The organism is Pseudomonas putida (assembly GCA_041071465.1).
Classification (GTDB): Bacteria; Pseudomonadota; Gammaproteobacteria; order Pseudomonadales; family Pseudomonadaceae; genus Aquipseudomonas; species Aquipseudomonas putida_P.
Genome location: CP163498.1, coordinates 3,667,397 through 3,692,677, shown reverse-complemented (window position 1 = coordinate 3,692,677; position 25,281 = coordinate 3,667,397). Strand labels below are relative to the sequence as shown.

Annotated in this window: 19 protein-coding genes and 1 pseudogene; 14 read left to right on the top strand and 6 right to left on the bottom strand. The window is 51.6% G+C overall.

Annotation, left to right across the window (positions count from 1 at the left end):
* Positions 1–194 precede the first annotated feature (194 nt).
* Entirely contained in the window at positions 195–956 is a 762-nt protein-coding gene (locus AB5975_17045) for an SDR family oxidoreductase (GenBank protein XDR18374.1), read from the bottom strand.
* A gap of 177 nt (positions 957–1,133) precedes the next feature.
* On the opposite strand from AB5975_17045, the gene AB5975_17040 reads away from it, so the two are divergent.
* Together AB5975_17040 and AB5975_17035 are read left to right on the top strand one after the other, a co-directional pair.
* Positions 1,134–2,135 carry an NADP-dependent oxidoreductase gene (locus AB5975_17040; protein ID XDR18373.1) on the top strand — a complete coding sequence of 334 codons (1,002 nt, stop codon included), beginning with the start codon at positions 1,134–1,136 and terminating at the stop codon, positions 2,133–2,135.
* Between the two features lie 271 nt (positions 2,136–2,406).
* Positions 2,407–3,324 (top strand): acyltransferase, encoded by a 918-nt coding sequence (locus tag AB5975_17035; protein XDR22985.1) that lies wholly within the window; start codon positions 2,407–2,409, stop codon positions 3,322–3,324.
* A 101-nt stretch (positions 3,325–3,425) separates the two neighbouring features.
* Here the strand turns inward: AB5975_17035 and pyrF are convergent.
* Positions 3,426–4,126: pseudogene (gene pyrF, locus AB5975_17030) on the bottom strand (orotidine-5'-phosphate decarboxylase).
* A gap of 181 nt (positions 4,127–4,307) precedes the next feature.
* Between pyrF and AB5975_17025 the strand changes: the two are divergent.
* Together AB5975_17025 and AB5975_17020 are read left to right on the top strand one after the other, a co-directional pair.
* A complete protein-coding gene (locus AB5975_17025; protein XDR18372.1) occupies positions 4,308–4,475 on the top strand; it encodes a DUF2897 family protein in 168 nt (55 codons plus the stop codon).
* A gap of 131 nt (positions 4,476–4,606) precedes the next feature.
* Positions 4,607–5,587, top strand: coding sequence for an IS5-like element ISPa41 family transposase (locus tag AB5975_17020; GenBank protein ID XDR18371.1), 981 nt, complete (start codon positions 4,607–4,609; stop codon positions 5,585–5,587).
* Between the two features lie 308 nt (positions 5,588–5,895).
* Here AB5975_17020 and AB5975_17015 read toward each other — a convergent pair whose 3' ends face one another.
* On the bottom strand, positions 5,896–6,231 hold the full coding sequence (locus AB5975_17015) for a ComEA family DNA-binding protein (protein ID XDR18370.1): 336 nt from the start codon (positions 6,229–6,231) through the stop codon (positions 5,896–5,898).
* A gap of 685 nt (positions 6,232–6,916) precedes the next feature.
* Between AB5975_17015 and wecB the strand changes: the two genes are divergently transcribed.
* From wecB to AB5975_16965, 10 genes are all read left to right on the top strand, one after another.
* Positions 6,917–8,059, top strand: a complete 1,143-nt coding sequence (gene wecB / locus AB5975_17010; protein ID XDR18369.1) for a non-hydrolyzing UDP-N-acetylglucosamine 2-epimerase — start codon at positions 6,917–6,919, stop codon at positions 8,057–8,059.
* On the top strand, positions 8,056–9,318 hold the full coding sequence (wecC, locus tag AB5975_17005; GenBank protein XDR18368.1) for a UDP-N-acetyl-D-mannosamine dehydrogenase: 1,263 nt from the start codon (positions 8,056–8,058) through the stop codon (positions 9,316–9,318). The genes wecB and wecC overlap by 4 nt, the downstream gene beginning before the upstream one ends.
* A gap of 168 nt (positions 9,319–9,486) precedes the next feature.
* Entirely contained in the window at positions 9,487–10,722 is a 1,236-nt protein-coding gene (locus AB5975_17000; protein XDR18367.1) for a glycosyltransferase family 4 protein, read from the top strand.
* A complete protein-coding gene (locus AB5975_16995; GenBank protein ID XDR18366.1) occupies positions 10,719–11,966 on the top strand; it encodes a glycosyltransferase family 4 protein in 1,248 nt (415 codons plus the stop codon). Before AB5975_17000 ends, AB5975_16995 begins: the two co-directional genes overlap by 4 nt.
* Positions 11,967–12,098: 132 nt before the next feature.
* The gene (locus AB5975_16990; protein XDR18365.1) at positions 12,099–14,192 is read left to right on the top strand and encodes a glycosyltransferase; all 2,094 of its coding nucleotides are present in this window, start codon (positions 12,099–12,101) and stop codon (positions 14,190–14,192) included.
* Entirely contained in the window at positions 14,189–14,953 is a 765-nt protein-coding gene (locus AB5975_16985) for a hypothetical protein (protein XDR18364.1), read from the top strand. The genes AB5975_16990 and AB5975_16985 overlap by 4 nt, the downstream gene beginning before the upstream one ends.
* A complete protein-coding gene (locus tag AB5975_16980) occupies positions 14,842–16,350 on the top strand; it encodes a glycosyltransferase (GenBank protein XDR18363.1) in 1,509 nt (502 codons plus the stop codon). The genes AB5975_16985 and AB5975_16980 overlap by 112 nt, the downstream gene beginning before the upstream one ends.
* A 17-nt stretch (positions 16,351–16,367) precedes the next feature.
* Complete coding sequence (locus tag AB5975_16975) at positions 16,368–17,960, top strand: heparinase II/III family protein (GenBank protein XDR18362.1); 1,593 nt, start codon at positions 16,368–16,370, stop codon at positions 17,958–17,960.
* A gap of 49 nt (positions 17,961–18,009) precedes the next feature.
* Positions 18,010–18,447, top strand: coding sequence for a hypothetical protein (locus tag AB5975_16970; GenBank protein XDR18361.1), 438 nt, complete (start codon positions 18,010–18,012; stop codon positions 18,445–18,447).
* A gap of 74 nt (positions 18,448–18,521) precedes the next feature.
* Entirely contained in the window at positions 18,522–20,279 is a 1,758-nt protein-coding gene (locus AB5975_16965) for a hypothetical protein (GenBank protein XDR18360.1), read from the top strand.
* A gap of 47 nt (positions 20,280–20,326) precedes the next feature.
* On the opposite strand, the gene AB5975_16960 is transcribed toward AB5975_16965, so the two are convergent.
* From AB5975_16960 to rfbA, 3 genes are all read right to left on the bottom strand, one after another.
* The gene (locus tag AB5975_16960) at positions 20,327–21,826 is read right to left on the bottom strand and encodes a heparinase II/III family protein (protein XDR18359.1); all 1,500 of its coding nucleotides are present in this window, start codon (positions 21,824–21,826) and stop codon (positions 20,327–20,329) included.
* Positions 21,827–21,977: 151 nt separating this feature from the next.
* A complete protein-coding gene (locus AB5975_16955) occupies positions 21,978–23,066 on the bottom strand; it encodes an acyltransferase family protein (GenBank protein XDR18358.1) in 1,089 nt (362 codons plus the stop codon).
* A 1,330-nt stretch (positions 23,067–24,396) separates the two neighbouring features.
* Positions 24,397–25,278, bottom strand: coding sequence for a glucose-1-phosphate thymidylyltransferase RfbA (gene rfbA / locus AB5975_16950; protein ID XDR22984.1), 882 nt, complete (start codon positions 25,276–25,278; stop codon positions 24,397–24,399).
* Positions 25,279–25,281 lie beyond the last annotated feature (3 nt).

Here is a 25,281-nt window from a genome sequence, read left to right as displayed (position 1 = left end):
AGCCGATGAACAAGGGCCTGGCGTCAGAATAGTGTCAAATAGCTATGAGCGTGTCGTTATCAGCTTGCCAGAGGTCGCCCTGGGTGCTGGTATTCGCGGGCTTGCCCGCTGTCACACGAAGCGCATCCGACCTCAGGGCAGCCCTGTACCTGTGGGAGCGGGCGCGCCCGCGAAGAAGGCCACGCGCTATCCGCTCAGATCGCCGTAGCCCCACCATCGACCGTCAGGCAATGCCCGGTGGTAAACGCCGCACCGTCGCTACACAGGTACAGCACCGCACTGGCGATTTCCTCGACCTTGCCAATGCGCCCCACCGGGTGCATGGCGGCGGCGAACTCGGCCTTGCGCGGGTCGGCCTCGTAGGCACGGCGGAACATGTCAGTGTCGATCACCGCCGGGCACACGGCGTTCACGCGGATGCCCTTCTTGGCGTACTCGATGGCCGCCGACTTGGTCAGGCCAATCACCGCATGCTTGCTGGCGCTGTAGATGCTCATCTTCGGCGCCGCCCCCAGCCCCGCCACCGAGGCCGTGTTGACGATGACCCCACCGCCCTGGGCCAGCAGCAAAGGCAGCTGGTACTTCATGCACAACCACACGCCCTTCACGTTCACACCCATGATGGCATCGAACTCTGCCTCGCTGCCTTCCGCCAGACGGTGTTGCTCGATCTCGACCCCAGCGTTGTTGTAGGCATAGTCCAGCCGACCGCAGGTGGCGATCAGGCGCTCGTGCAGCTGGCGCACCTCGGTGTCGCGGGTAACGTCGCAGGCAATGAACAGCGCTTCGCCACCCGCCGCGTGGATCAGCGCCACAGTGGCTTCGCCGCCGACCGGGTCAAGGTCGGCCACCACCACCTTCAGGCCCTCGCGGGCGAAAGCCAGGGCGGTTGCCCGGCCAATACCGGCGGCAGCGCCAGTCACCAGGGCTACCTGGCCAGAAAAGGTCATGCTCATCGCGTGCTCCTGTGGGGGGTTAGGTGGGGTTCAGAGCATAGCCAGCCACCGCTCGGCCGGGCAGCATCATCACACCAACGGTTGGGCTACCATGCCTGTCAGTGATGTTAACGACCTGCCTAAATCAACAAGGTAGATTGAACACCTCACTCCCTCCACTGCCCACAAGGACCCGCCATGACCCAGACCAACCGCCGCTTCCTGCTTGCCAAACGCCCGGTCGGCGCCGTGCGCCGTGACGACTTCAGCTTCGAGACCGTGCCCGTCGAACAACCCGGCGAAGGCCAGGTGCTGGTGCGTAACCTGTACCTGTCGCTGGACCCCGCCATGCGCGGCTGGATGAACGAAGGCAAGTCCTACATCCCGCCCGTGGCCCTGGGCCAGGTAATGCGTGCGCTGGGTGTGGGCGAAGTGGTCGCCTCCAACCACTCGGCATTCAAACCAGGCGACCACGTCAGCGGCGCGCTTGGGGTGCAGGACTATTTCACCGGCGAGCCCCAGGGCCTGCACAAGATCGACCCCAACCTGGCCCCCCTGCCCCGCTACCTGTCGGCGCTGGGCATGACCGGCATGACGGCCTACTTCGCCCTGCTGGATGTTGGCCAGCCCAAGGCCGGCGATACCGTGGTCATCTCCGGCGCGGCCGGTGCGGTGGGCAGCATTGTCGGGCAAATTGCCAAGGTCAAAGGGTGCCGCGTGGTCGGCATTGCCGGCGGCGCCGAGAAGTGCCGGTACCTGCTGGACGAGCTGGGCTTTGACGGGGTGATCGACTACAAAGCCGAAGACGTACTGGCTGGCCTGAAGCGCGAATGCCCCAAAGGCGTGGACGTGTACTTCGACAACGTCGGCGGCGAGATCCTCGATGCCGTGCTGACGCGCATCAACTTCAAGGCCCGCATCGTGATTTGCGGCGCGATCAGCCAGTACAACAACAAGGAAGCGGTGAAGGGGCCAGCCAACTACCTGGCGCTACTGGTGAACCGTGCGCGTATGGAAGGGTTTGTGGTGATGGACTACAGCAAGGACTACGGCAAGGCCGCGCTGGAGATTGCCGGGTGGCTGGCCAGTGGGCAGGTGAAGAGCAAGGAAGATGTGGTGGAGGGGTTGGAGACCTTCCCCGAGACGTTGCTGAAGCTGTTCAGTGGGGAGAACTTTGGCAAGTTGGTGCTGAAAGTCTAACCCTCAAAAGCCTGCGCCGCCCCTCCTTTAGGAGCGGCGCCCCATTGAAGTCGGGCCTCAGCCCGTGTTGTGGCACTTTCACCGCTTGCAGTTTCCCCCTTCCACCGTACATTCAGGCATCTACAAGAACCCATTGCGCAAGGTAGCGACAAGGTGGGCAACCAATGCAGCAACGCTTGAATGCCGGACTCGACCTTTGCAGGATCGCCGCCTGCTTCATGGTGATAATCCTTCACATCGCATCAGCCGGGGCACTGCAACTGGATGACAACTGGATGTCCTCCAACATCTACAACTCCTTGGTCAGGTCTTGCGTCCCCTGTTCCTGATGCTGTCTGGCGCCCTGCTGTTGAACCGAACAGAGGGTGCAATCACGTTCTACCAGAAGCGCTTTGTGCGCATACTGCCGCCGCTGCTGTTCTGGTCGGTGTTCTATGCGCTGTGGCGCACGACCCTGGGCACCGGGCACGGCAGCTTGTGGCAAGCGGCAGTGGCCATGCTCCACGGCCCTGTCTACTACCACCTCTGGTACCTGTACGCGATCATCGGCATTTATTTGTTCATGCCCTACATGGCCAAGGTCTACCAGCATTGCGGGGCACAGGAGAAGCGAGTGTTCCTGGGCCTGTGGCTAGTGATCAGTTGCCTGCTGCCCACCGCCGCACAGTTCAACCCTACATTGGCCAACGTGGTCCATACCTATGAGCTGTTTACGTTCATGGGGTTTGCCGGCTATGCATTCCTGGGCGCCTATGTTTACGAACAAATTCGGCTGCACGGCCCGGGCAACGCCTGGGTAAACCTTGCCGGCTTCGCCACCAGCGGCGCCCTGACCGCCGCCGCCACGCATGCCGTGTCCATGCAGCACGGCGAGCCCAACCAGGTTTTCTATTCCTACGTATCTCCGTTGGTGGTGCTGGCCGCCATCTGCGCCTTTCGCCTGCTGCTTGCGCTGGGCGGGCACCTTGTACAGCACAGTAAGCTGCTGGCCGAGCTGTCGGGTTGTACGTTGGGGCTGTACTGCTTGCACGTGTTCATCATGAACAGGGCCAGCATCTTCTATGGCCCGCTGATCGAGGGGCATTCGCTGGCGTGGTTGATACCGTTGCTGGCAGTGGCTGTTTTCGTGCTGACTTTGGTACCGATCTACTTGCTCAGGCTGTTCAAGCCGGTGCGCGCAGTGATCTGATTCCAGCTACCGAAGATGGGTGAAAAACCTGCACACACAGCCTGCAGAAACAAAAAAGGCCAGCACGCTCGTGCTGGCCTTCTTCCACAATCGCAGGCTACTTACGCGCGAATCTCCGCCACCACTGCCGCCAGCGCTTGCGCTGGGTCGGCTGCCTGGCTGATCGGCCGGCCGATCACCAGGTAATCCGAACCCGCATCCAGTGCCTGGCGCGGAGTGAGGATACGGCGCTGGTCATCCTGCGCGCTACCCGCCGGGCGAATGCCCGGGTCACCAGTTGCAGCGACGGGTGCGCCGCCTTCAGCGCGGGGGCCTCAAGCGCCGAGCACACCAAACCGTCCATGCCGGCCTTTTGTGCCAGTGCCGCCAGGCGCAGCACCTGCTCCTGCGGGTCGACGTCCAGGCCAATGCCAGCCAGGTCTTCGCGTTCCATGCTGGTCAGCACGGTCACGCCAATCAGCAACGGCTGCGGGCCGCTGCGCTTGGCCAGCTCTTCGCGGCAGGCAGCCATCATGCGCAGGCCACCGGAGCAATGCACGTTGACCATCCACACACCCATCTCGGCGGCGGCCTTTACCGCCATGGCGGTGGTGTTGGGGATGTCGTGGAACTTCAGGTCGAGGAACACTTCGAAGCCCTTGTCGCACAGGGTTTCGACAATGCCCGAAGCGCTGCTGGTAAACAGCTCCTTGCCAACCTTTACCCGGCACAGCGCAGGGTCAAGCTGGTCAGCCAGCTTCAGGGCGGCCTCACGGGTAGGGAAATCCAGGGCGACGATCAGGGGCGTCTGGCAGGCGGACATGGCAGGGTCTCTTGGCAAGTCGAAAACGGCGCGCATTGTAAACGAAGTGACGCAAGCTTTGGGGCCCGCGGGTCACGGAATTGGCCCGGCAGTGGCTGGCTTCTATAATTGAACCAATGGAACGGGCAAATGCTCAAAATTCGTACAAGCGCTGCCCACTAGCCGCTATAGGAGAACGACAATGCCCTGGTATGCCTGGCTGATCCTCATCATAGCCCTCGGCTCCATCGTCGGTGGGTTGATGATGCTGCGCGACACGGCAAAAAAATTGCCACTGACCGAAGACCAACTGCGCAAGGTGCATGAGCGCAATGCCGAGGCAGATGCCAAGGACGCGCAGGACCGTTAAAAGGGTTAAACAATGGGTTTGAGACGCCGTGGCTTCAGGCAACTTTTTGACGCTCGGCAAAACACTTAAGGAATCTCCGAACAAGCCTTCAGTTATGCGAGAATCCCCGCAACACCTGATCCGAGCCGCCCATGAGCCAGATGAGCTTTTCCGACTTTGAGTACGCCGGCAAGCGCAAGCAAACCCGCCGAGAGCGCTTCCTCGCCGAAATGGATCAGGTGGTGCCCTGGGCAGGCCTGCTGGAGCTGATCGAACCGTTCTACCCCAAGGCCGGCGGCGGTAGAAAACCCTATCCTCTGGAAACCATGCTGCGCATCCATCTGTTGCAGAACTGGTTCTCCCTGAGCGACCCGGCCATGGAAGAAGCGCTCTACGAAATCACGCCCATGCGCCAGTTCGCACGCCTGACGCTGAGCGCGCCAATCCCCGAAGACACCACGATCATGAACTTCCGGCACTTGCTGGAGAAGCATCAGCTCGCACCGGCAATCCTTGCGGTCATCAATGGTTATCTGCAGGAAAAAGGCCTGTCGCTGCGCCAAGGCACCATCGTCGATGCCACCATTATTCATGCCCCCAGCTCGACCAAAAATAAAGAAGGCAAGCGTGATCCCGAGATGCACCAGACCAAGAAAGGCGGTCAGTATTTCTTCGGGATGAAGGCGCACATCGGTGCCGATGTCGAGTCCGGCCTGGTGCATCACGTCCATGGCACCGCTGCCAATGTGGCCGATGTCACGCAGGTGGCTGAACTGCTGCATGGCGAAGAAAACGCCGTGTATGCAGATGCCGGTTACACCGGTGTCGAAAGGCGCGAAGAGCATGAAAATCGGGGGGTGATCTGGCAGATTGCAGCGCGTCGCAGCACCTATTCCAAGCTGAACCAGCGCAGCGTACTGTACAAAGCCAAGCGCAAGATCGAGTTCTGCAAGGCTCAGACACGGGCCAAGGTCGAGCATCCGTTTCGCGTGATCAAGCGGCAGTTTGGTTACGTGAAAGTACGTTTTCGTGGGCTGATGAAAAACACGGCTCAGTTGACCACGCTGTTCGCCCTGGCAAACCTGTGGAGGGTTCGAAAACAGCTCATGGGTATGGGTGAGGTTCGCGTTTAACACGGAGAACCGGTCGAAAAAGCTCTCCGTACATGATTTTTCGGTCACTTTTCGTCCAATGACGCTGTAGGTGCCTGGAAAATTGCAACTTGCCGCGGCTGCACGACAAGTTGATCGGAGCATCCTTAATTAACCTATTGTATTGTCTCGTTTTTTATTTTTATAAACGCCCCCCCTTTTCCAAACAAAGCCGCACCCACAAGCGATTGCATCTCTCTTGTGGGCGCGGCCTCGCGCCGCGATGGGCTGCAAACCAGCCCCAAAAAAGCAATTAGCAGCCCCAAGCCAGCTGGCTGCCTGCCCGTCCCTTACTCCACCATCACCTTGTCACGATTCCGCTCCAGCAGGGCATTGCCTATCCCCTTGATCTCCAGCAGTTCATCCACCGAAGCAAACGGCCCATGGGCCTCGCGGTAGGCCACGATGGCTTCGGCCTTGGCCTTTCCTATCCCGTTCAACTCCTTCTGCAAAGTCAGCGCATCGGCCTTGTTCAGGTCCAGCCGAGGCGCTTGCTGGGCCTGCGCCTGAGCCACCACGGGTACCGCTTCGGGCGCCGACGGGGCGCTGGCCGGTGCTGCGCTAAGGGAGAACGACAGGCTGGCGAACAGTGGCAGCAGCAGGTACGACAGAACGTTGTTACGCATGGAAGAACACTCCTTGGGTTGGTCGATTTTCAGCAGCCGCTTTCCTTCGGCTGCGCAACTAACCCTAGCGGCCCTGCCATTTTGCGAACAACAACTAGGCCCGTTTAATCGTTACGGGATCAGACATTGAAAAAACCAACTTCGGCCATCCAAAAATGATGGCGTTACGCCATGTTTCAAGTTAACTTCATGAAAAAGAGGCAATGGCAAAACGCCGCCAGGTAAATTCCCGTTTAACCTCGGCTTCATTCAGACCAAACGCCGTTGCTTTTCCTACAAGCCTTGCCGGACAAGGCCCCCGCCCGTTCGTCGTATACGTTAGTGATATTGACTTTGTTGGCATGATGTCTGAATAACATCAAACAATCGTTTTTATTGATGACTTATACGCAAATAGGATCCAATCCATCGATAATCCATAGGAAAATTCCTCGGATCACGGAAAAATACGTGCCAGATGGGATGTCATAATGATGACGAAATGATAAATTTGCGGACTTAGGACAACCGCTTCGCTTGAAGGATCCGAGCAGAATGAATTTTTTTTCACCTCCCCCACTGACCTTGCCCGATTTCCATCGTGCGGCGTCAGCAGGCCACCCCCGGCCGACCTGAGCAACACCCCAGATCCTTGCCCGTAGCACCTGTTCCATCCGCCTTTACTCACACACAGAAGACCGTCGCCGTGTCCCTCAAGACCCTCATCGTATTTGGCACCCGCCCAGAAGCCATCAAAATGGCACCGCTGGCCCTCAACCTTGCCCAGGACGACCGTTTCGAGTCGCGCGTCTGCGTCACCGGCCAACACCGCCAGATGCTTGACCAGGTACTGGAGCTGTTCGAGATCAAGCCCGACTACGACTTGAACATCATGAAGCCCGGCCAGGACCTGACCGACGTGACCACTGCCATCCTGCAGGGTCTGAAACCTGTGCTGGCCGAGTTCAAGCCCGATGTGGTGCTGGTGCACGGCGACACCGCTACAACCCTGGCCACCAGCCTGGCCGCTTACTATCAGCAGATTCCGATCGCCCACGTGGAAGCGGGCCTGCGCACCGGCAACCTGTATTCGCCATGGCCGGAAGAAGGCAATCGCCGCCTGACCGGTGCCTTGGCCGCGCTGCATTTCGCGCCCACCTCCACCTCGCAGGACAACCTGCTGCGTGAAGGCACCGATGCCGCGACCATCTACACCACCGGCAACACAGTGATCGATGCACTGCTGGAAGTCGTTCGCAAGCTGGAAAGCCCAGCACTGAAAAACCAGTTCGAAGCCCAGTTCAGCTTCCTGAACCCAGAACGCCGCATGGTGCTGGTCACCGGCCACCGCCGCGAGAACTTCGGTGATGGCTTCGAACGCATCTGCCAGGCGCTGGTGCAAACCGCGCGTCAATTCCCTGACGTGGACATCGTCTACCCCGTGCACCTCAACCCGAACGTGCGCGAACCGGTGAACCGCCTGCTGGCCGACGTCAACAACATCCACCTGATCGAGCCGCTGGACTATCTGCCGTTCGTTTATCTGATGACCCGCTCGTACCTGATCCTCACCGACTCCGGCGGTATCCAGGAAGAAGCCCCAGCGCTGGGCAAGCCGGTACTGGTCATGCGTGACACCACCGAGCGCCCAGAAGCCGTGGCCGCCGGCACCGTCAAGCTGGTGGGGACCGACGTGGAATCGATTACCGAAAATCTGGCGAAACTGCTCACCGACGACGCGACCTACCGCGAGATGAGCATCGCCCACAACCCTTACGGCGATGGAAAAGCGTGCGCGCGAATCCTCGACGCACTCTCCGCATTCTCTAACTCCAAGGACGCAGCATGAGCTTCAACAAGATTTCCGTCGTAGGCCTGGGCTATATCGGCCTGCCAACCGCCGCCGTTTTCGCAGCCCGCAAGAAGCACGTTATCGGTATCGATGTTAACCAGCACGCAGTCGACACCATCAACCGTGGCGAAATCCACATCGTCGAGCCCGAGCTGGACATGGTGGTACACGCTGCCGTGACCGAAGGTTACCTGCGCGCCTCCACTGTTCCAGAAGCCGCCGACGCCTTCCTGATCGCCGTACCGACCCCGTTCATGGACGATCACCAGCCGGACCTGAGCTACATCGAGTCCGCCAGCAAGGCCATCGCGCCTGTGCTGAAAAAGGGTGACCTGGTGATCCTGGAGTCCACCTCCCCGGTCGGCGCCACCGAACAGATGGCCTTCTGGCTGGCCCAGGCCCGCCCAGACTTGAGCTTCCCGCAAACCCACGGTGAAGACTCCGACGTGCGCATCGCCCACTGCCCCGAGCGCGTACTGCCAGGCCACGTGCTGCGCGAGTTGGTAGAAAACGACCGCATCATCGGCGGTATGACCAAGAAATGCTCCGAAGCGGCTGTACGCCTGTACCGCACCTTCGTCGAAGGCGAATGCATCGTCACCAACGCCCGCACTGCCGAAATGTGCAAGCTGACCGAAAACAGCTTCCGTGACGTGAACATTGCCTTCGCCAACGAACTGTCGATCATCTGCGACAAGCTGAACATCGACGTGTGGGAGCTGATTCGCCTGGCCAACCACCACCCACGCGTAAACATTCTGCAGCCTGGCCCAGGTGTTGGCGGCCACTGCATCGCCGTGGACCCATGGTTCATCGTCAGCCAGACCCCTGAGCAGGCTCGCCTGATCCGCACCGCCCGCGTGGTCAACGACAGCAAGCCTGAGTGGGTGATCGACAAGGTCAAGATGGCCCTGGCCAACTTCCTGATCAAGAACCCGGGCAAGTCGGCCCATCAAGTGAAAATCGCCTGCTACGGCCTGGCCTTCAAGGCCGACATCGATGACCTGCGCGAAAGCCCGGCCCTGAGCATTGCCGAGCGCCTGGGCAACGAGCTGGAAGCCACACTGCAACTGGTCGAGCCGAACATCGAAGCCCTGCCGCAGCGCCTGTCGCGCCACGAGCACGTTGATTTCGTTTACGCCCAGGACAGTGCAGATATTCACGTTCTGCTGGTCAAGCATCGTGAGTTCAAAGAAACCTTCAACGTTCGTGACGCTGCATTCGTAATCGATGCTGCCGGCGTTACTCAAAACTGAAGTCTTTGCTCCGATGGAACATTTTGATCCCGCCCTCACGCTTTACCGGTTAACCCGGCGAGCCGTGGTGGCTGGTCAAAATGTTCAAGCATCTGTGTTTACGCAATGTGGCAGATCCCGTTCCTCATTGCGGATTGTTTCTGCCACATCGATGCAGGTGTCGCGATCATGAAAAAAATAGCCATGATCGTATGGAATGAGTTTCTGAATGATGCCCGTGTGCTCAAAGAGGCTCAGACCCTTCAAAAAGCAGGTTACCAGGTTCGGGTGTTCGCACTGCACAAACCTGGTGTTACCCAGCCATATGAAACCTTGGTTGACGGTATTCAAGTACTGCGCGTAAGACCTGACCTGCTCTCGATCTGGCCGGCAAGAAAGCAGCGCCCGCTGGAGACAGCTGCCAAGGCGGGCCCGCAACGAGAATCTCGCACTTCTGCACTCATGTTGTTGCTCCGCGCTTGCGCACGAGGCTGGGCGCATCTGAAGTTCTTCGCCTATGTCGTTAAGTATCGGCCTGACGCGGTACATGCTCACGATGTGAATACGCTGCCCACGGGTTGGCTAGCAGCCATTGCAAGCCGTGCAGCGCTGGTTTATGACGCCCATGAAATAAGCACCAGCCGAGAAGGCTACAAAGGCATCCGGCGGGTAGTTGGCGTTATCGAGAAGCATCTGATGCCCCGTGCAGCGGGAGTCATCACAACCACTGAAGCTCGCTCCAAGTTCTTCGCCAGAGCGTATGGTGTTCCACGCCCTACGATTCTTCAGAACCGACCACGTTACCTGTCGAGTTCCCGCACTAACCGAATTCGTGATGAATTGGGCCTGGAAAAGCAATGGCCCATCGTCCTCTATCAAGGTGGCCTACAGCAAGGCCGCGGCTTACACAAGCTTGTGCATGCTGCAGCCCTTGTTCCTAACGCCTACTTCGTCTTCGTCGGCGGCGGCCGCTTGACACAATCGCTGATCAACCTAAGCCAGTCGCTGGGTGTGAGTGATCGTGTGCATTTCATTCCAACTGTCAAATTGGCTGAGCTGCCTGAATACACTGCTTCCGCAGACATTGGTGTTCAGCCCATTGAAAACACTTGCTTCAACCACTTCACTACAGACTCAAACAAGCTGTTTGAGTATTTGATAGCCGGCCTTCCCATTGTCGCGACCAACTTGCCTGAGATTAGAAAGGTTGTTGAGAAACATGAGGTCGGTTTGCTTCTGAACGGAAAGGATATCCAAGCACTCGCAACCGCAGTGAAAACCTTGGTTGATAACCCAGACATGCGAAAAGTCATGGCGGGCAACTCGGATCGTGCGGCATTGGAACTTAACTGGGAAGAACAGGAAAATAAATTGGTTGAACTGTACAACCAGTTACTTCGTAGAAGCGTTGGGGTCCGCTCATGAGCCCTAGAATCCTGATTCTCAGTTTCTATTACACGCCTGACCTCTCCGCAGGAGCATTTCGTGCAGAAGCACTGGTGAAGTCGCTTCAGCATGAGCTTGGGGACAATGCTCAGATCGACGTGATTACGACACGCCCGAATCGCTATCATAATTATATAAAAGATGCACCAAAACTTGAGCAAAGTGGATCTCTCAGCATCCGAAGAATCGACCTTCCCAGCCATCAAAGCGGGATAATTGATCAAGCGATTGCATTCGCTGCGTATGCCAAAGCGGTCCTCTCATCGTTGAAGCATCAAAAATATGATTTAGTTGTAGCTACCTCTTCCAGACTAATGACTGCCTCACTTGGAGCCTTAGTAGCGAAACGAGTTCGAGCAAGCCTATACCTCGATATTCGCGATATTTTTGTTGACACTTTACCCGAGCTGTTCCCGTATCGACTTGGCAAGTTAGCCGCGACTATTTTTTCGCCAATCGAACGTTGGACAATTCGCCAAGCAAGTCGTGTAAACCTGATTTCACCAGGATTTCTACCGTACTTTTCACGGCGATATCCGGAGCTTGAGTTTGCACAGTACACCAATGGTGTTGACGAATTATTTTTGCGAATGAGGCCCTCGGAACCTCGTTCGATGAGTACTGATGAGAAGGCGAAGCTACGTATAGTCTATGCCGGAAATCTCGGTATCGGTCAAGGCTTGCATATCATCATACCTAAATTGGCTAAGCGATTAGAAGATCGCGTTGAGTTTCATTTGATTGGCGCGGGCGGGGCTTCAGATCGACTGTTTCGGGAACTACAGTTGCATGGTGTTTCCAACGTTTTGATTAGCCCGCCAATGAAGCGCGACAAATTACTTAAGGCTTACGAATCGGCAGATGTACTGTTTCTACACCTGAACGACTTGAAGGCGTTTCGAAAAGTACTGCCATCTAAGCTCTTCGAATACGCAGCAACAGGTAAGCCTATCTGGGCCGGGCTGACTGGCTATGCGCGTCGATTCGCCAACCACCGTATAAACAATATTGCTGTTTTCTCACCCGGCAATATAGAAAGTGCTATCGAGGCTCTTGAGAAACTAATTTTGGAGCCCGTTTGTCGAAAAGACTTTGTCGCCGAATACTCCAGGTCGTTCATCAAGCAAAAAATGGCTCAAGACATATACCAGACCCTCCCTGCAAAACGCAAAAATGATTCTGCACCGGAGAGCACGAACACGCTTGCGAATACTGAAACATGACTCAAATTATCATGGAAGATTATATAGAGCACATAAAAATTTAATAACCTGATTAGCGCCAAGCAATCAGGTACATTTCAAAACAGTTAACACTTATCAATATTTCAGTTCTAAGTTTTACGGGGAAGGCACATGAAAAAATGGGGGCGTCGATGGCTAAAGAAAATGGCGCAAAGTCTAGGTATCTACGAGTCTTTGGTGAAAAACCGAAAGGTAGCCATTCGCATTGGAGTGGAGAAGAATGAGCCACTTCCAACTGTCGAAGTAGTTGAAAGCAATCGCATCACCTTGACTGCCTCCCCTCAGTGGAACAGTGCCGCTGTCAAACCAGGTGATACCGTTTCCGTTCGTGTTGCAGTGACATATGAAAATACTGCCGATCTCAACCGTAAAGCGCTGCTGCTGGTTAAGCTGCTGGATCTTGATGGCGAAGAGATTATCGAGCTAGGCGGCAAGCTTGCACGCTCGACAAAGCTGAACTCGTATTATAAATACCTGCCTTGCACCCTTGGTAAAGTAGTAACGCTTCACGAATTTAAAGTACCTGATGGTGGCGTCAACCTTGAAATTGGATTCTGCACGTTCAACGCAGCTCCTAACGATGCCATTCATATTGATCAGATTGAAATAATCTCGCGGCAACTCAAGGAGGAGCTGATTCAACTGATCCCTCCTTCTGCTGAGGTTCAGGCGATCAGCATCTTGGGCTGGCCAGAATACCCAGAGAACGGCAAACCATATGTAATCGGTGTCATGGATGAATTCACAACCGGCTGCTTCGAGCAAGAAGTCAATCTGATTCAACCACGGCCAGATAACTGGTATGCCCTGGCTGAAAAGTACAAGCCGGCCGCGTTCTTTATCGAGAGCGCTTGGAAAGGTAACCAGGGTAGCTGGCAGTTCCGAGTTGCAGAATACTCCAACAAGCCTGGCCCAGAAATCGCGTTAATGTCCCAATACGCTAGAGAACGTGGAATCCCCATGGTCTTTTGGAATAAAGAAGACCCCGTTCACCATGACAAGTTCATGTGCAGCGCGAAATTAGCCGATCATATCTTCAGTACGGATGCTAATACCCGCCCTTCGTATCGCAAGAAAACGGGCAATTCGAATGTTCATGCCCTTCCCTTCGCTGCGCAGCCAAAACTGCACAAGCCTGCTCCTCTGGAAGGACGTCTTCAGCGTGCCTGTTTTGCAGGTAGCTGGTATGGCAATCGACATGCGAAACGTGGCCGTGCAATGCGCTGGTTGCTCCAAGCCGGCAACAAACACGGCCTGGACATCTACGATCGTAACTTTGGAACCGGACTTTTTTCATTCCCCGAAGAATATCAGGCCGGCATCAAAGGCAGCCTTCCGTACAAAGAGCTTTGTGCCGAGTACAGCAGGTATCGGCTGTTCCTCAATGTAAACTCCGTAACTGATTCGCCTACGATGTTTTCACGTAGGGTATTCGAGCTCATGGCGTGCGGTACTCCTGTAGTCAGCACCTACGCTAAAGGTATTGAGGAACTCTTCGAGTCGGACGCTGTATGGATGGTGAGCAGTGAGCAGGAAGCTGAAGAAGCTATCCATACACTGCTGACAGATGACAAAGAATGGCGCAGACGTAGCTTGCTTGGTATCAGAGAAGTATTCAGCAATCATACCTATGCACACCGAATCAACCAAGTATTCACGAGCGTTGGCATGCCGCCCGTGAGCAACGTCAACCCCAATATTTTGTTGGTTGCGAAAGCTTACGATGAGATTGATGTACACAGCTTGGTAAAACTGTGTGACCAGCAAATTTATCGTGAATTCTCGATGATTATTGAGTGTCATGGCGGACCGGACCTCCTCGGATTACCAAGACCAAACGGAGTAGAACTGGTTCCACCAGGATATTTCGCTAGCGCTTCGTTCGAGAAAAAAGCACTGGAATACAGCGCTCTTGGCTGGTTGAACCCGCTGGCTGGCTATGGACGTTATTACCTGCGCGACCTGGCAAATGCGATGAGCTATCAGCCAGATGCTAAAGGCTGGGCCAAGTCGCTCAATCGGGACACATTTGATTTCAATCATGAAGCCCAATTGGACGGTGCACTTTGGGACCCTAAGGCTTTCTTGGAAAGCTGGCGTTTTGCCGAAGCAGGCACGCTAATCACTGCACCACAGCTATATTGTGCCGACAGCAGAGAGTTTTACAGAGCCATGAGTAATCAGAAGGTATCGGGGTTTAAATGATGACCATTAACAAGCGTGTACTTGTCTGCGCCGCCCCCGACTTGAACTTCATTGACGGCTCTTCAATCTGGGCTCAAACCATTACTCTGGCGCTAGCGAGCACCCAATGCGCCGTCGTAGACTTTGTAGCAAAGAGCAAACCAGAGCGACACGAGCTTTTTCAACCCTTAATTGATCACCCAAACGTTAACATTATCGATGGCACGCACTCGCGTTATTGGAAGGGTTCGTCTAAGCGGCGCCTTGACCTCACTCAAATGGCGGAGCTTGCTGTAAAGCTCTCACTTGAGGAAAAATATGACGTTTGCTTGGTACGCGGCCTTGAAATCGCAACTAACCTTCTGAAGCACCCCGAGATTTTCAGTCGAACATGGGTTTATTTGACCGATATCCCGCAGGATGTTGAGCATTACTCGTCCGAGCAGCGTGACCTCATGCGCAAAATGCGGCGGGCTGCGCTAAGGTACTTTGTCAAACTCAGGGTTTTGCGGCCTTATGGAAAGCGCTTGCCCCTGGTCTTGATGACAGCAAGATTGATATCTACACGCCTGTCATCAATGACTTTAAAGTGCCATCGAAGCCGCTTTCCGAGCGAAATCGTATTGCGATATACGCGGGAAAATTCAAAAGCCAGTGGAAAACACTGGAAATGGCTGAAAGCTGGCCAAAAGTTCACAACCTCGTCAACGGCAGCCAATTTATTGTTATTGGAGATAAAATCCATAACGACGCCAAGGCGAAGGAATATAGTGCACGAATGAAACATGCACTGGAAAACACTGCGGCCCTTAACTGGCTTGGCGCCAAAAGTCGCGAAGGTGTATTTGATGAGTTAAAGCTAGCGAAGGTCGGGCTTTCATGGCGCGATGAAAGCATGAACGACACCGTAGAGTACTCTACGAAGATTCTTGAATATGGCGCCGCTGGTTGTGCCGCCATTCTGAACCGAAATTCTTTGCACGAGCAACTGCTCGGTAAAGACTATCCTCTATTTGCCAACAGCATCGAAGAGTTCGAATCGGCGCTGGAGGTCGCGTTGCTGGATGACGAGAAATCGCAGCTGGCTGCTGAACGTCTTCAATCACTAGCAAGCCGGCATACATTCTCGGCCCGGGTGAAAATGATTCATGAGTGGCTAATGACCAGCCAAGCGATTATCGCCGACAAGCCACCCAGCACAAAGAAGCTCAAAGTTTTGGTAGCCGGACACGACCTGAAATTTTTTGGCACCTTGCAGCAAAAGCTCCAAGAGTCTGGATCTTTTGAATTTACCGTGGACCAGTGGAAGGGTCACGATCTTCATGACAAACAGGCCAGTCTGAAATTACTTAAAGACGTAGATATCATATTCTGTGAGTGGTGTCTTGGGAATTTGAAGTGGTTCTCAAACAACAAACTTCCACATCAAAAGCTAGTAGCGCGATTCCATGCTCAAGAATCGAAGCTTCCATATGTAGCAGAAGCTAACTGGAAAAACATTGACCATATTGCTTTCGTAAGCGAGAGCATTCGCACTATTGGACTAAGTGCCCTCAAAGGATTTCCAATTGAGAAAACCAGTGTTATCCCAAATATTTTGGATGACTCTAAGTTTACCGCCAAGAAAAAAACAGGTGATGCAGCATTTACGCTTGGCATGATCGGTGTAGCGCCAAAGAGCAAAAGATTGGACCGAGCAATCGACCTTCTGGAAGTCCTTCTAGAGCAGGATTCACGCTATTGCCTCCGCATCAAAGGAAAGCATCCTCTTGATTATGGGTGGCTTTTGAAGCGCAACGAAGAGCGTAACTATTACTCTGCCCTATTCCAAAAAATTAACAGCAACGCAAAACTCAGACATAAAGTCATTTTTGATCCTCCTGGAGATAATGTGAATGACTGGCTGACGATGGTTGGATATGTACTTTCCCCGTCTGATGCGGAATCCTTCCATATGGCAGTAGGCGAGGGAATGCTTAGCGGCGCAGTTCCAGTTATTTGGAACTGGAACGGTGCTTCTCAAATATGGCCTAAAGAGAACATCATCAACTCATTAGATGACGCAATAAAATTGATTGTATCCGAACGAAACAACATCGGCACAATCAAGCACGAGATGTTATTGAGGAACTATTCGCCAGAATTGGTATCCAATCAATGGAAAAATATTCTTCAATAATTCAATGAGCTGAGTTAATGCTTATCAAACGTCCATCCGATCTGACTTGTCTAGCTAAAAAAAGCGCGATCGATTTTATTAAAAAAAATCTTACGACCAATAATCGTAACGATCTAAAAACACTAGAGTCCTGCGCAAAAAATAACGTAGTGGAGCTGCGCGGGTTCGCGCGCGAGACTATTAATCTGCGTAATTTTGACTGGAATGAGTTCGGAAAAGATCGTAGTTGGTGGTGGCAAATTCAAGCGTTGCCATTCTTAACTTGGTTCATTTCAAGCTATGATCTTCAGACACCCGAAGAACGAGAAACTTACTATAGTTACTGCCTTGATTGCCTGAACAACTGGCAAACGAATAGCATGTCCAATAAAGCTTCTCCACTCGCTTGGCACGATCATGCCGCTGCGTTTCGGGTGCGTAATATCGTGAATTGGGCGATATTCACTTCGCATGCAGGTCTCATCCCCTCAGACGAAAGTGCTAGAAAAAATATTCTGAATCTGATTGAGAAGCATCTGAAGTGGCTGGCAGAGAGCAGTAACTACTCCAAGCATACAAATCATGGATTTGATCAGTCCCTGATAATGTATACGATCGCAATGTATTTCGGAGAAAATTATCCAAAATATATAGAACTTGGTCAACGACGCTTGATTGATGAGCTTGACTTCGCCTTCACCGAGCAAGGTGTGCATAAAGAAAATAGTCCAGGCTATCAAAAATTTATGCTGTCTCGACTTAATAATCTTTTATCGCTCAGCGACCTAGGCGACAAAAAAATCTCAACGCGCGCGGAAGAATTTACCGACAAAGCAACGGCATTTCTAAAAGCGATTACTATGCCCAACGATTTACTTCCAATGATTGGAGATACTCGTTGGGATGATAGAAGCAAAAGCGAGGTCCTTTCTGAGCATCTAATCATTCACGATTATTCGGCCTCTGGATACCTGATTGCCAAAGGCAAAGACTCCACGTCTAAAGACTTCTATCTCGTCTTCAAAAACTGCCATGATTCAAACTATCATCGCCATGATGATGATCTCTCGATTATATTCTACTATGATGGAAAACTTGTATTTGGAGACGGCGGGCTTTTGAGCCACAACGAAAAGGATGAGAAGAGGATCTTTGTAAGATCCCCACTCGCGCACTGCCTACCAATATTGCCATTTAAAGCTGAACGTGATCGCTCAAAATTAGTGTCCACCCCAACACTAAGAATCGATGAATCGGGACGATTCTATGGCACCAGCCATATGTTCGGGAAAAAAGTCGAGCGCTCAATTGATATTTCGAACATTCGATCTGGACAGATAGTAATTACAGACTCGAGCTCTACGGGTGTACCAATCAACTCAAACTTTCTAATTCCAGAAAAATCCAGCATGCGATTCAAAAACAGCTCGGTTACATTGAGCTTCGATAGCTTTGAAGTCCGCTTGGACACAGGTGAAAAGCACCTAGAGGCATCCACGTGTCTTGGATGGAATGCACACGCCCCTGAGTTCAGCGCCATTATCTCTAAACATCTCGGCATAACGGAAGATGTTAGTCGCCTATGGATTTCTACAGGGGAAGAAAATATTATAACTGTAAATTTTAGATAATTAAAAACAGCCTTTAAAGCCAACCTCACTACTAAACAGCGTAAACATCATGAAAAAACATATTGTACCAGCCCTTCTCGTTGCTCTCTTTGTTGCCGGCTGCGGAGAAACCAAAGCTCCCGAATCTACCCAGCATCAGGACACTAAAACAAAGCAGTCTTTGGTAAGTGGACCCGACAGCAAACAAACCCTGACGCTTGCAGACGGTACCGTATTGAACTTCAATGGCAAGCTCATTCGTGAGACTGTTTCGAAAAAGGAAGAAGGTGATTTTCAACGGTATATTTTCGAGCTGCCGCAAGAGTCTATGGCTGTTGAAGGTGAAATCTTCGCCGCTCTCGCCAAGTCCGGTTACGCTCGGATCGTAAAAAATAGCGATAAAGACGTGTACTCCGTGCATTACAAGAAAAAAGGACAAGCCCCTATTGGCGCGACCTACACAAATGTTGAAAAAAGCACTCAGTTGATGCTGCTGTGGAAAATCTAAGGTAAATCTGGTTCTAGCAAGGTCGTGCATCAAGCTCGGCCTTGCCATCAAACTTACACGCGTCCAGGAGCTGAGTGTCTGATATGTTTTCATTTTATGCAGACGCAAAAAATTTTATTTTCTGGCTTAAATCTGTAGGCCTGAAACTTACACGGATCGTTCCACTTCAGACCCTGATTGTGGTTACTGCGACACTTGTATCCCAAGCATCTTTGCTTATTTCATATTTTCTACCACTAAAAGTAATAATAATAATAGGCTCAGGTAGAACGCCGAACTACTTCCCATCTTACTTGCAAAGTATCGATCACAAAAATTTGGTCATAGCGCTAAGTATTGCGACTGTACTTTTTTACGGCCTCTATGCATTGGCGGAAAATGTTATCGTAAAATTTTCCGAGCGTGGCGCACTACAGTTAATTCAAAAAAGCCAAAAGATTGTTTTATTTAACAACCAAGATGAACTTGCCGCCCAAGCGTATCAACGTTACTCTCGCAGCCTAGCAGCAGGAATATTTATTTCCGCTGCAAGCACAGGCCTTTTAATTATCAATCCGTATCTCTTTGCCACTTTAGCGATCTATGGCATAATTTTCACAACTATAATATCTATCATTTATAAAAAAATTGAAATTTTCAATTCCATCAGCAATACAAGCAAGCTGTCAAATCTTGCCGCTTCGCTCGGCTTTCTGCTAACTTTCTTCTATATCGTTGGAGAGTACCTTACCTTAGGAAACTCCAGTGCCTTGATCGCAATTGTTTCAATTCTAATAGTTAGACAAACGCTACAGCGCCTTAGCAATTTAATAGTAGACCTTAACTATCTGCACCTAAATCGCATACAGGTGAATGCACTGTTCTTCCATGGGCACGCACTAACTTCTCCTGACCAAGTTAAAGACCAAGATTTTTGGAAAGCCTTGGAGCTATCGGAAAGAAATACTTGGATTCAAAGCGCACTAAATGAAGTCACTGACGACTCTATTAATGTACTATCATCCAAATGGTTTCAGGTAGCCACTACTGACACAGCGGCCTTCGAGGTCACTGTCCGTTCAGAGAAAAATAGCGATGATAGAGTATATCTTGTTAAACTATTTAATAAATCAAGACGCGATTTGGCACTACAAGAGGCTACCATCTTAGCCGCATGCAGGGATCTTAAACTCCCAACCTTGGAATTTTCTGGCACTACGATGGTACAGGGCTTTCATTGCGTAATTTTTCTTATGGATGGCGAGACCCAAATTACGTTCCGGGAAGTTAAAGCAAAAAAACTAGAGTTGTTTGGAAGTCTGCTTGCTATTGAGCCCCCTGCGTCACTTGCTTCTCGCTTCTTACGTTCGAAGCCTTTGCTCTGGGGCCGTTTGAATGATGCAATGATTGACAGGATCGCTGTAGCGGCCAGTGATGATTCCACACGCGAGAATATCAAGGCATTCAAGTCTGAGCTGCCTGCGATCAAGGCCACCTTACAAAAACTGCCTTTACAGTTTGTGAATACAGATATTACGCCCGACACAGTAAGAATTGACCGCAGTGGCCATGCAAAGCTAAGCCAATGGGGAAGGTGGACGCTAGAACCTATTGGTGCATGCTGGCCCGTAACGGAAAGTGAACTTAAATGTATTTCGCCCTGGATAAAGAAATCCAGGGCAGTTCGAAAGTCACTAGCCAATGTCGATAACAAAGAGATTTTACTGGCTGCCTTTGTACACTCATTTGAACGTTGCGTAGCACGTCAACAGTTTTTGGCAGCGAACGAATTGGTACCGGAAATATTAAGAATTAATTGCGAAATCCAAGCCCTGACGCCTTCACTGGCTTGAGCTAGCAAATTTGGCAGAAAGAGACTTCCTCTTTCTGCCAATGCTGCTCAGAAATTAATACCTGAAAAATTGAATGAAAACTTACGCTCAGATTTGATTGGCGCTTTGTATGCCACACGCAATGTCTGCGCTAGATTATGTCTATCGCTGCCAATGTAATGAATCGTGGTAACAACCCATTCGCCATCAAACTCTTCCGGCTTTATTACTCCCAGAACGGAATAGTCTCTGTACAACCATACCCCGCCGCCTTCAAACCGAATATGAATATCTGGTGCAAGCACAAAACCATGCTCACTTTCTGACTTCTCAGTTGCAGAAATGTAATCAGAAACCCGTAGAGAATTATTAGTTAACTCGAACCGTCGACTAACCTTTAAACCCGGCATGCGCTGCTGTTGTCCGGCGAGGACAAAGCCTTCATCTGTTTCATGCCACTCAGTAAACTTAGATTCACCGTTAGTTTTGCCGCGATTTGAATACTGAACATTATCTACAGATACTGTACTATGGTGATCAGCATTTCTCAGCGCGTTAGTCGTCTCTTTATCTACTTGATCCGAATAGCCTGGATCATCGAAAATCATTTGCCCATCGAGTTCAAGACAGAACGATAAATCATCATCCTGTTTGTGGTTCGCTGAATGCCAGGCGCAAACGGAAACAAAATGGATACGGCGCCTTGAGTCGGACTGTTTCACATAGGAAAAAAATCCATTCTCACAGAACAGTCTATTATTTGGAAGCCCAAGAGAAACAACATTTTCTTCAGAGGGGACTATTTCAGGGCACAACTTCCGAATACTCGCATTCGGACGCCTGAAGGAGTCGCCAACTGGAATATACTCTCCGTTAGTCCGAGTGAAGAAATTTAGCAACTTCTTTGTCGCACCTAACAAATCTATGTTGCCAAAGTCAGTTTCAAGGTTGTCAAATTTCGATGCTGCCTTTAGAAATTTATTGGCAACAGGATAATTATACTCTTGATACGATATAGAGTGCTCCTGAGTCAAGCCACTGGAATCAAATATACTCTGGAGTGACTTAAGCCCCCTACTGACAACGTACTGCACTACACCCTTATCGGGATGGCCAACAGTCGAAATTGCATTAAGAAGCGAGATATCGGCCATGACCCCATGATTATGTCCGCTTCTATATACCTTCTCCGACAAGAGCGTTGCCATGTCTATACGCAATATTTCTTCACAGCATTCTGATACTACACGATCCTCTACCGCTAAGAATTCATTTCTAAGTCGCAATATTTCATCAATACGTATGGATGTTGTATGATCACCAATGCGAGTACCAACCATATCGTTGGCTTTCTTTTTCTTACAGTGGAAATCATGAAAACTTACGATGACAGCTCGCTTAGTTTCCAAGGGTACGGTTTTAATCAGCCATCGTAGACTCAGGAAATTGTGCCGCCAGTTAAGCACTTTGAATGGGTCCATAGCCCAATCTATGGGCTCGATCAATTGGACATTATCAAACTTTCCATATTTAAGTAAATACACAGATCCATCCACACTGTTGCCCACTAATTTTTCCTCGACGAATTCGCAAGCTGAAAACAAACCATGCAAATTAGAATTTTAACTTATGCGGAGCTCAGATGAAACTCCGCACGCAGCAATTTAGCGAGACTCGAATCTTGCATCCGCCCAGCTACTTGATTTAAACCAATCCAACTTAAGTCACCTGCAGTCGTGTCGTGACCATATTGCGCTGGAAATACTTATTATGCAAATTTTTGCCAATTCGGATGAATGGCTTTTCCACAAAATTATAGATTATTGTAGCCACAAAGATAGTGATTACAGTTGCCAAAAGCATCCTTGAGAACCCTAATGTATCGCTCCAAATAGGCGGATTGTACTTCAATAGAATCTTAATAATCAGGAAGTGCGATATGTACATGGAATAGGAAATGTCACCCAGGAAACTCAGTATACTGCTCTTAAAGATTTCGACATTAGCTTTTTCTAGAACAACAACACCCGAGACGAGAACTATGGCTCTAATCCCATATCCCTGCGGACCAAATCCGGGCTTATAATTCGCGGCAAACATAACCACAAATAGTCCGAGACAGGCCCAAAAATAAGCTAATGCGGGCGCCCGAGGTATAACAATGCTCTTATTCATATAGAAACTGGCAAACATCATACCAACCACAAACTCAAGCAAGTAGGTTGAAGACAGCATCTTGAGAATCCCAGCCCACTGAGATGTCGTTGGTAAATCTAAAGTCTTGGCAGCACTGAGTTCCACAGAGCCATTAAAAATCAGGTTGAGCGAGACAATGCTTGTAACCAGTATCGCAGAAGCCAGTAGCGCCCGATGTTTATGACTGATTGAAATAGCCAAGCAAAAAACGGCGTAAAACAAAATTTCATACGTCAGCGTCCAAGGTGGCCCCATGAGATTGAAGCCAAATGTGGGTGCGGGCATATTATAATCTTTATTAAGGGGTACAACTGACTTCAGTAGCTCTACGGCAGGTTGATTACTATAGATTGTGAGGCAGCCGACCACCCAGCATATAATTAAGGCCGGGTAAACTCTAAACACCCTTCTTGTCAAGAACGAGCCAGGTCTATTCGCCTCTTTGCTAGCAGATGCAACCATGATAATAAAACCGCTTATCATGAAGAATATATCAACACCTGACGCGCCCGACTGCAATAGGTTTCTACCCAAGTTTGCATCAGCATAGACATTGTTCAACAATCCACGAAAGTGAAAAAGTACAACAATGAGCGCGGCGATGCCTCGCATGTAATGAATTCCAAGAAGCACTCATTTCTCCCCAAGTTTAAATCGCACCGAATTTTCCAGCGCCAAATTTCTATTGCCCATAAGGACGACAGCATCCATGCCTTGCAGATAAGAACCAAAGCTTTATGCGGCACATGAACGAATTGTATATCTAAAGCTTTCGGGAACCAAGCACATGTAAAAATGTCGCATGATGTCGACTCAATAAGAATGGCTGCGCTCTTCAATTTAACAGACCCATCCGGAAACCCTGCATACCGAGCTTCACGCGGTCCTCATTGGTTTTCGGCTCATTTCAGTCTGTACCTCCCCGCAGAAGTCCATTTGGCGCCCTTCGAGGTCTGAGATTTTGTAGAGTCTCCGTCATCAGCGGAAGGAATTCTTTGATGGCAACGCGTTACGAATTCTCGGATGAGGACAGGACTGTGGTTCCCAATCTATTCAGCGAAACCAACGGGCGGGGGGGGGCGCAGCCCGAAAGATCGCCTTATGCTCGATGGCGTGCTCCGGGTGCTCTGTACTTTGCTCAGTTGCCGCGTGGCGAGATATGCCAGAACGCTTTGGCCCGTCGTCAACGGTCTATCACCGGTTCCGAGGCAGGCAAAAAACACAGGATATTCAATCAGATACTTAGACGCTTGTACCAGCGATGGGATGAGCAAGGCGTGATCGGTTGACAAATGTGGATATTCGACTCAATCGCCGTACCTGCTACCAAAGCCTCATCTGGCACTGGGAATAAAAGGGGCCTGACGGTCATGCTTTAGACCCCAGTCACGGTTGTATAACAATCAGAATCCACATGCTTTACCACAACAACGCGACACCGTTGCGCTTCCTTTTTTCTGGCGGTCAAGCCAGAGACATCAGCTACGCTCATCCACTGTTGGACGAAGTCAGTACTCCATTGAGCCAATGGTGGCCGCTCGCACAAACACAGTAAATGGCTTTTTCCCAGCAACGGCTACGCAGCTATTGCGACCTATTTCGAATGCAACACGTCAGGCCGCTGCCTTCAATGAAGCGCAAAACCAAGTATGCCTACCACGACCGTTTATTTGACCCACGTGCAGACAGCACAACATCCTCGAATACATGTACGGCTGGCAGAACGAGACCCGCCCGATAGTTATCCGCTGGAACAAGCTCACGAGAAGCTATTCCGCTATGATCTCGCTGGCTTGTTCCATGCGGTGTTGGTGACATCTCTTTAGCTTTCAGCAATCAAGCATCTAGAACAAAACAGGGGCACCGTCAGCGGATCGCTGTGTGCTCTCAGCATGGACTTCTCAGGAGAATAGTTGGGCCAATCCATAAGCAACCCGACTTATCAATAAACCCTATCCCCCACCAACCGCTTCAAATACTGCCCATACCCATTCTTGGCCAACGGCTCAGCCAGCTTCAACAGCTGCTCCGCCCCAATCCACCCCTGCCGGTACGAAACCTCCTCCGGACAAGCCACCTTCAACCCCTGCCGCCGCTCAATCGTGGCGATGTACCCGCTAGCCTCCAGCAGCGAGTCATGCGTCCCGGTATCCAGCCAGGCATACCCGCGCCCCATGATCTCCACGGACAGCCGGTTCTGCTCCAGGTACACCCGGTTCAGGTCGGTAATCTCCAGCTCGCCTCGAGGAGAAGGCTTGATGCCCTTGGCGATTTCGACCACGTCCTTGTCGTAGAAGTACAAGCCGGTTACGGCATAGCTGGACTTCGGCTTGGCGGGCTTTTCTTCCAGGCTGATTGCCTTGCCCTTGTCATCGAACTCGACCACACCGTAACGCTCGGGGTCGTGCACGTGGTAGGCGAACACGCTGGCGCCTTCGCCGCGGTCCATGGCGTTGCGCAGCAACTGCTGGAAGTCATGGCCGTAATAGATGTTGTCGCCCAGCACCAGCGCCGACAAATCGTTGCCAATGAAGTCTTCACCAATCAGAAACGCTTGCGCCAGGCCGTCTGGCGAGGCTTGCACGGCGTAGCTGATGTTGATACCCCACTGGTGGCCGTCGCCCAGCAGTTGCTCGAAGCGAGGTGTGTCTTGTGGGGTGGAGATGATCAGGATGTCCTGAATGCCCGCCAGCATCAACGTGGTCAGCGGGTAGTAGATCATCGGTTTGTCGTACACCGGCAGCAGTTGCTTGGAAATTGCCAGGGTCGCGGGGTGCAGGCGGGTACCCGACCCGCCCGCCAGAATGATGCCTTTACGCTTCATAGT

Bases quoted from the DNA above. Each gene is read 5' to 3' on its own strand.
- AB5975_17045 (XDR18374.1), bottom strand. From the start codon at position 956: ATGAGCATGACCTTTTCTGGCCAGGTAGCCCTGGTGACTGGCGCTGCC.
- AB5975_17040 (XDR18373.1), top strand. From the start codon at position 1,134: ATGACCCAGACCAACCGCCGCTTCCTGCTTGCCAAACGCCCGGTCGGC.
- AB5975_17025 (XDR18372.1), top strand. From the start codon at position 4,308: ATGCCCTGGTATGCCTGGCTGATCCTCATCATAGCCCTCGGCTCCATC.
- AB5975_17020 (XDR18371.1), top strand. From the start codon at position 4,607: ATGAGCCAGATGAGCTTTTCCGACTTTGAGTACGCCGGCAAGCGCAAG.
- AB5975_17015 (XDR18370.1), bottom strand. From the start codon at position 6,231: ATGCGTAACAACGTTCTGTCGTACCTGCTGCTGCCACTGTTCGCCAGC.
- wecC (XDR18368.1), top strand. From the start codon at position 8,056: ATGAGCTTCAACAAGATTTCCGTCGTAGGCCTGGGCTATATCGGCCTG.
- AB5975_17000 (XDR18367.1), top strand. From the start codon at position 9,487: ATGAAAAAAATAGCCATGATCGTATGGAATGAGTTTCTGAATGATGCC.
- AB5975_16995 (XDR18366.1), top strand. From the start codon at position 10,719: ATGAGCCCTAGAATCCTGATTCTCAGTTTCTATTACACGCCTGACCTC.
- AB5975_16990 (XDR18365.1), top strand. From the start codon at position 12,099: ATGAAAAAATGGGGGCGTCGATGGCTAAAGAAAATGGCGCAAAGTCTA.
- AB5975_16985 (XDR18364.1), top strand. From the start codon at position 14,189: ATGATGACCATTAACAAGCGTGTACTTGTCTGCGCCGCCCCCGACTTG.
- AB5975_16980 (XDR18363.1), top strand. From the start codon at position 14,842: ATGGCTGAAAGCTGGCCAAAAGTTCACAACCTCGTCAACGGCAGCCAA.
- AB5975_16975 (XDR18362.1), top strand. From the start codon at position 16,368: ATGCTTATCAAACGTCCATCCGATCTGACTTGTCTAGCTAAAAAAAGC.
- AB5975_16970 (XDR18361.1), top strand. From the start codon at position 18,010: ATGAAAAAACATATTGTACCAGCCCTTCTCGTTGCTCTCTTTGTTGCC.
- AB5975_16955 (XDR18358.1), bottom strand. From the start codon at position 23,066: ATGCGAGGCATCGCCGCGCTCATTGTTGTACTTTTTCACTTTCGTGGA.
- rfbA (XDR22984.1), bottom strand. From the start codon at position 25,278: ATGAAGCGTAAAGGCATCATTCTGGCGGGCGGGTCGGGTACCCGCCTG.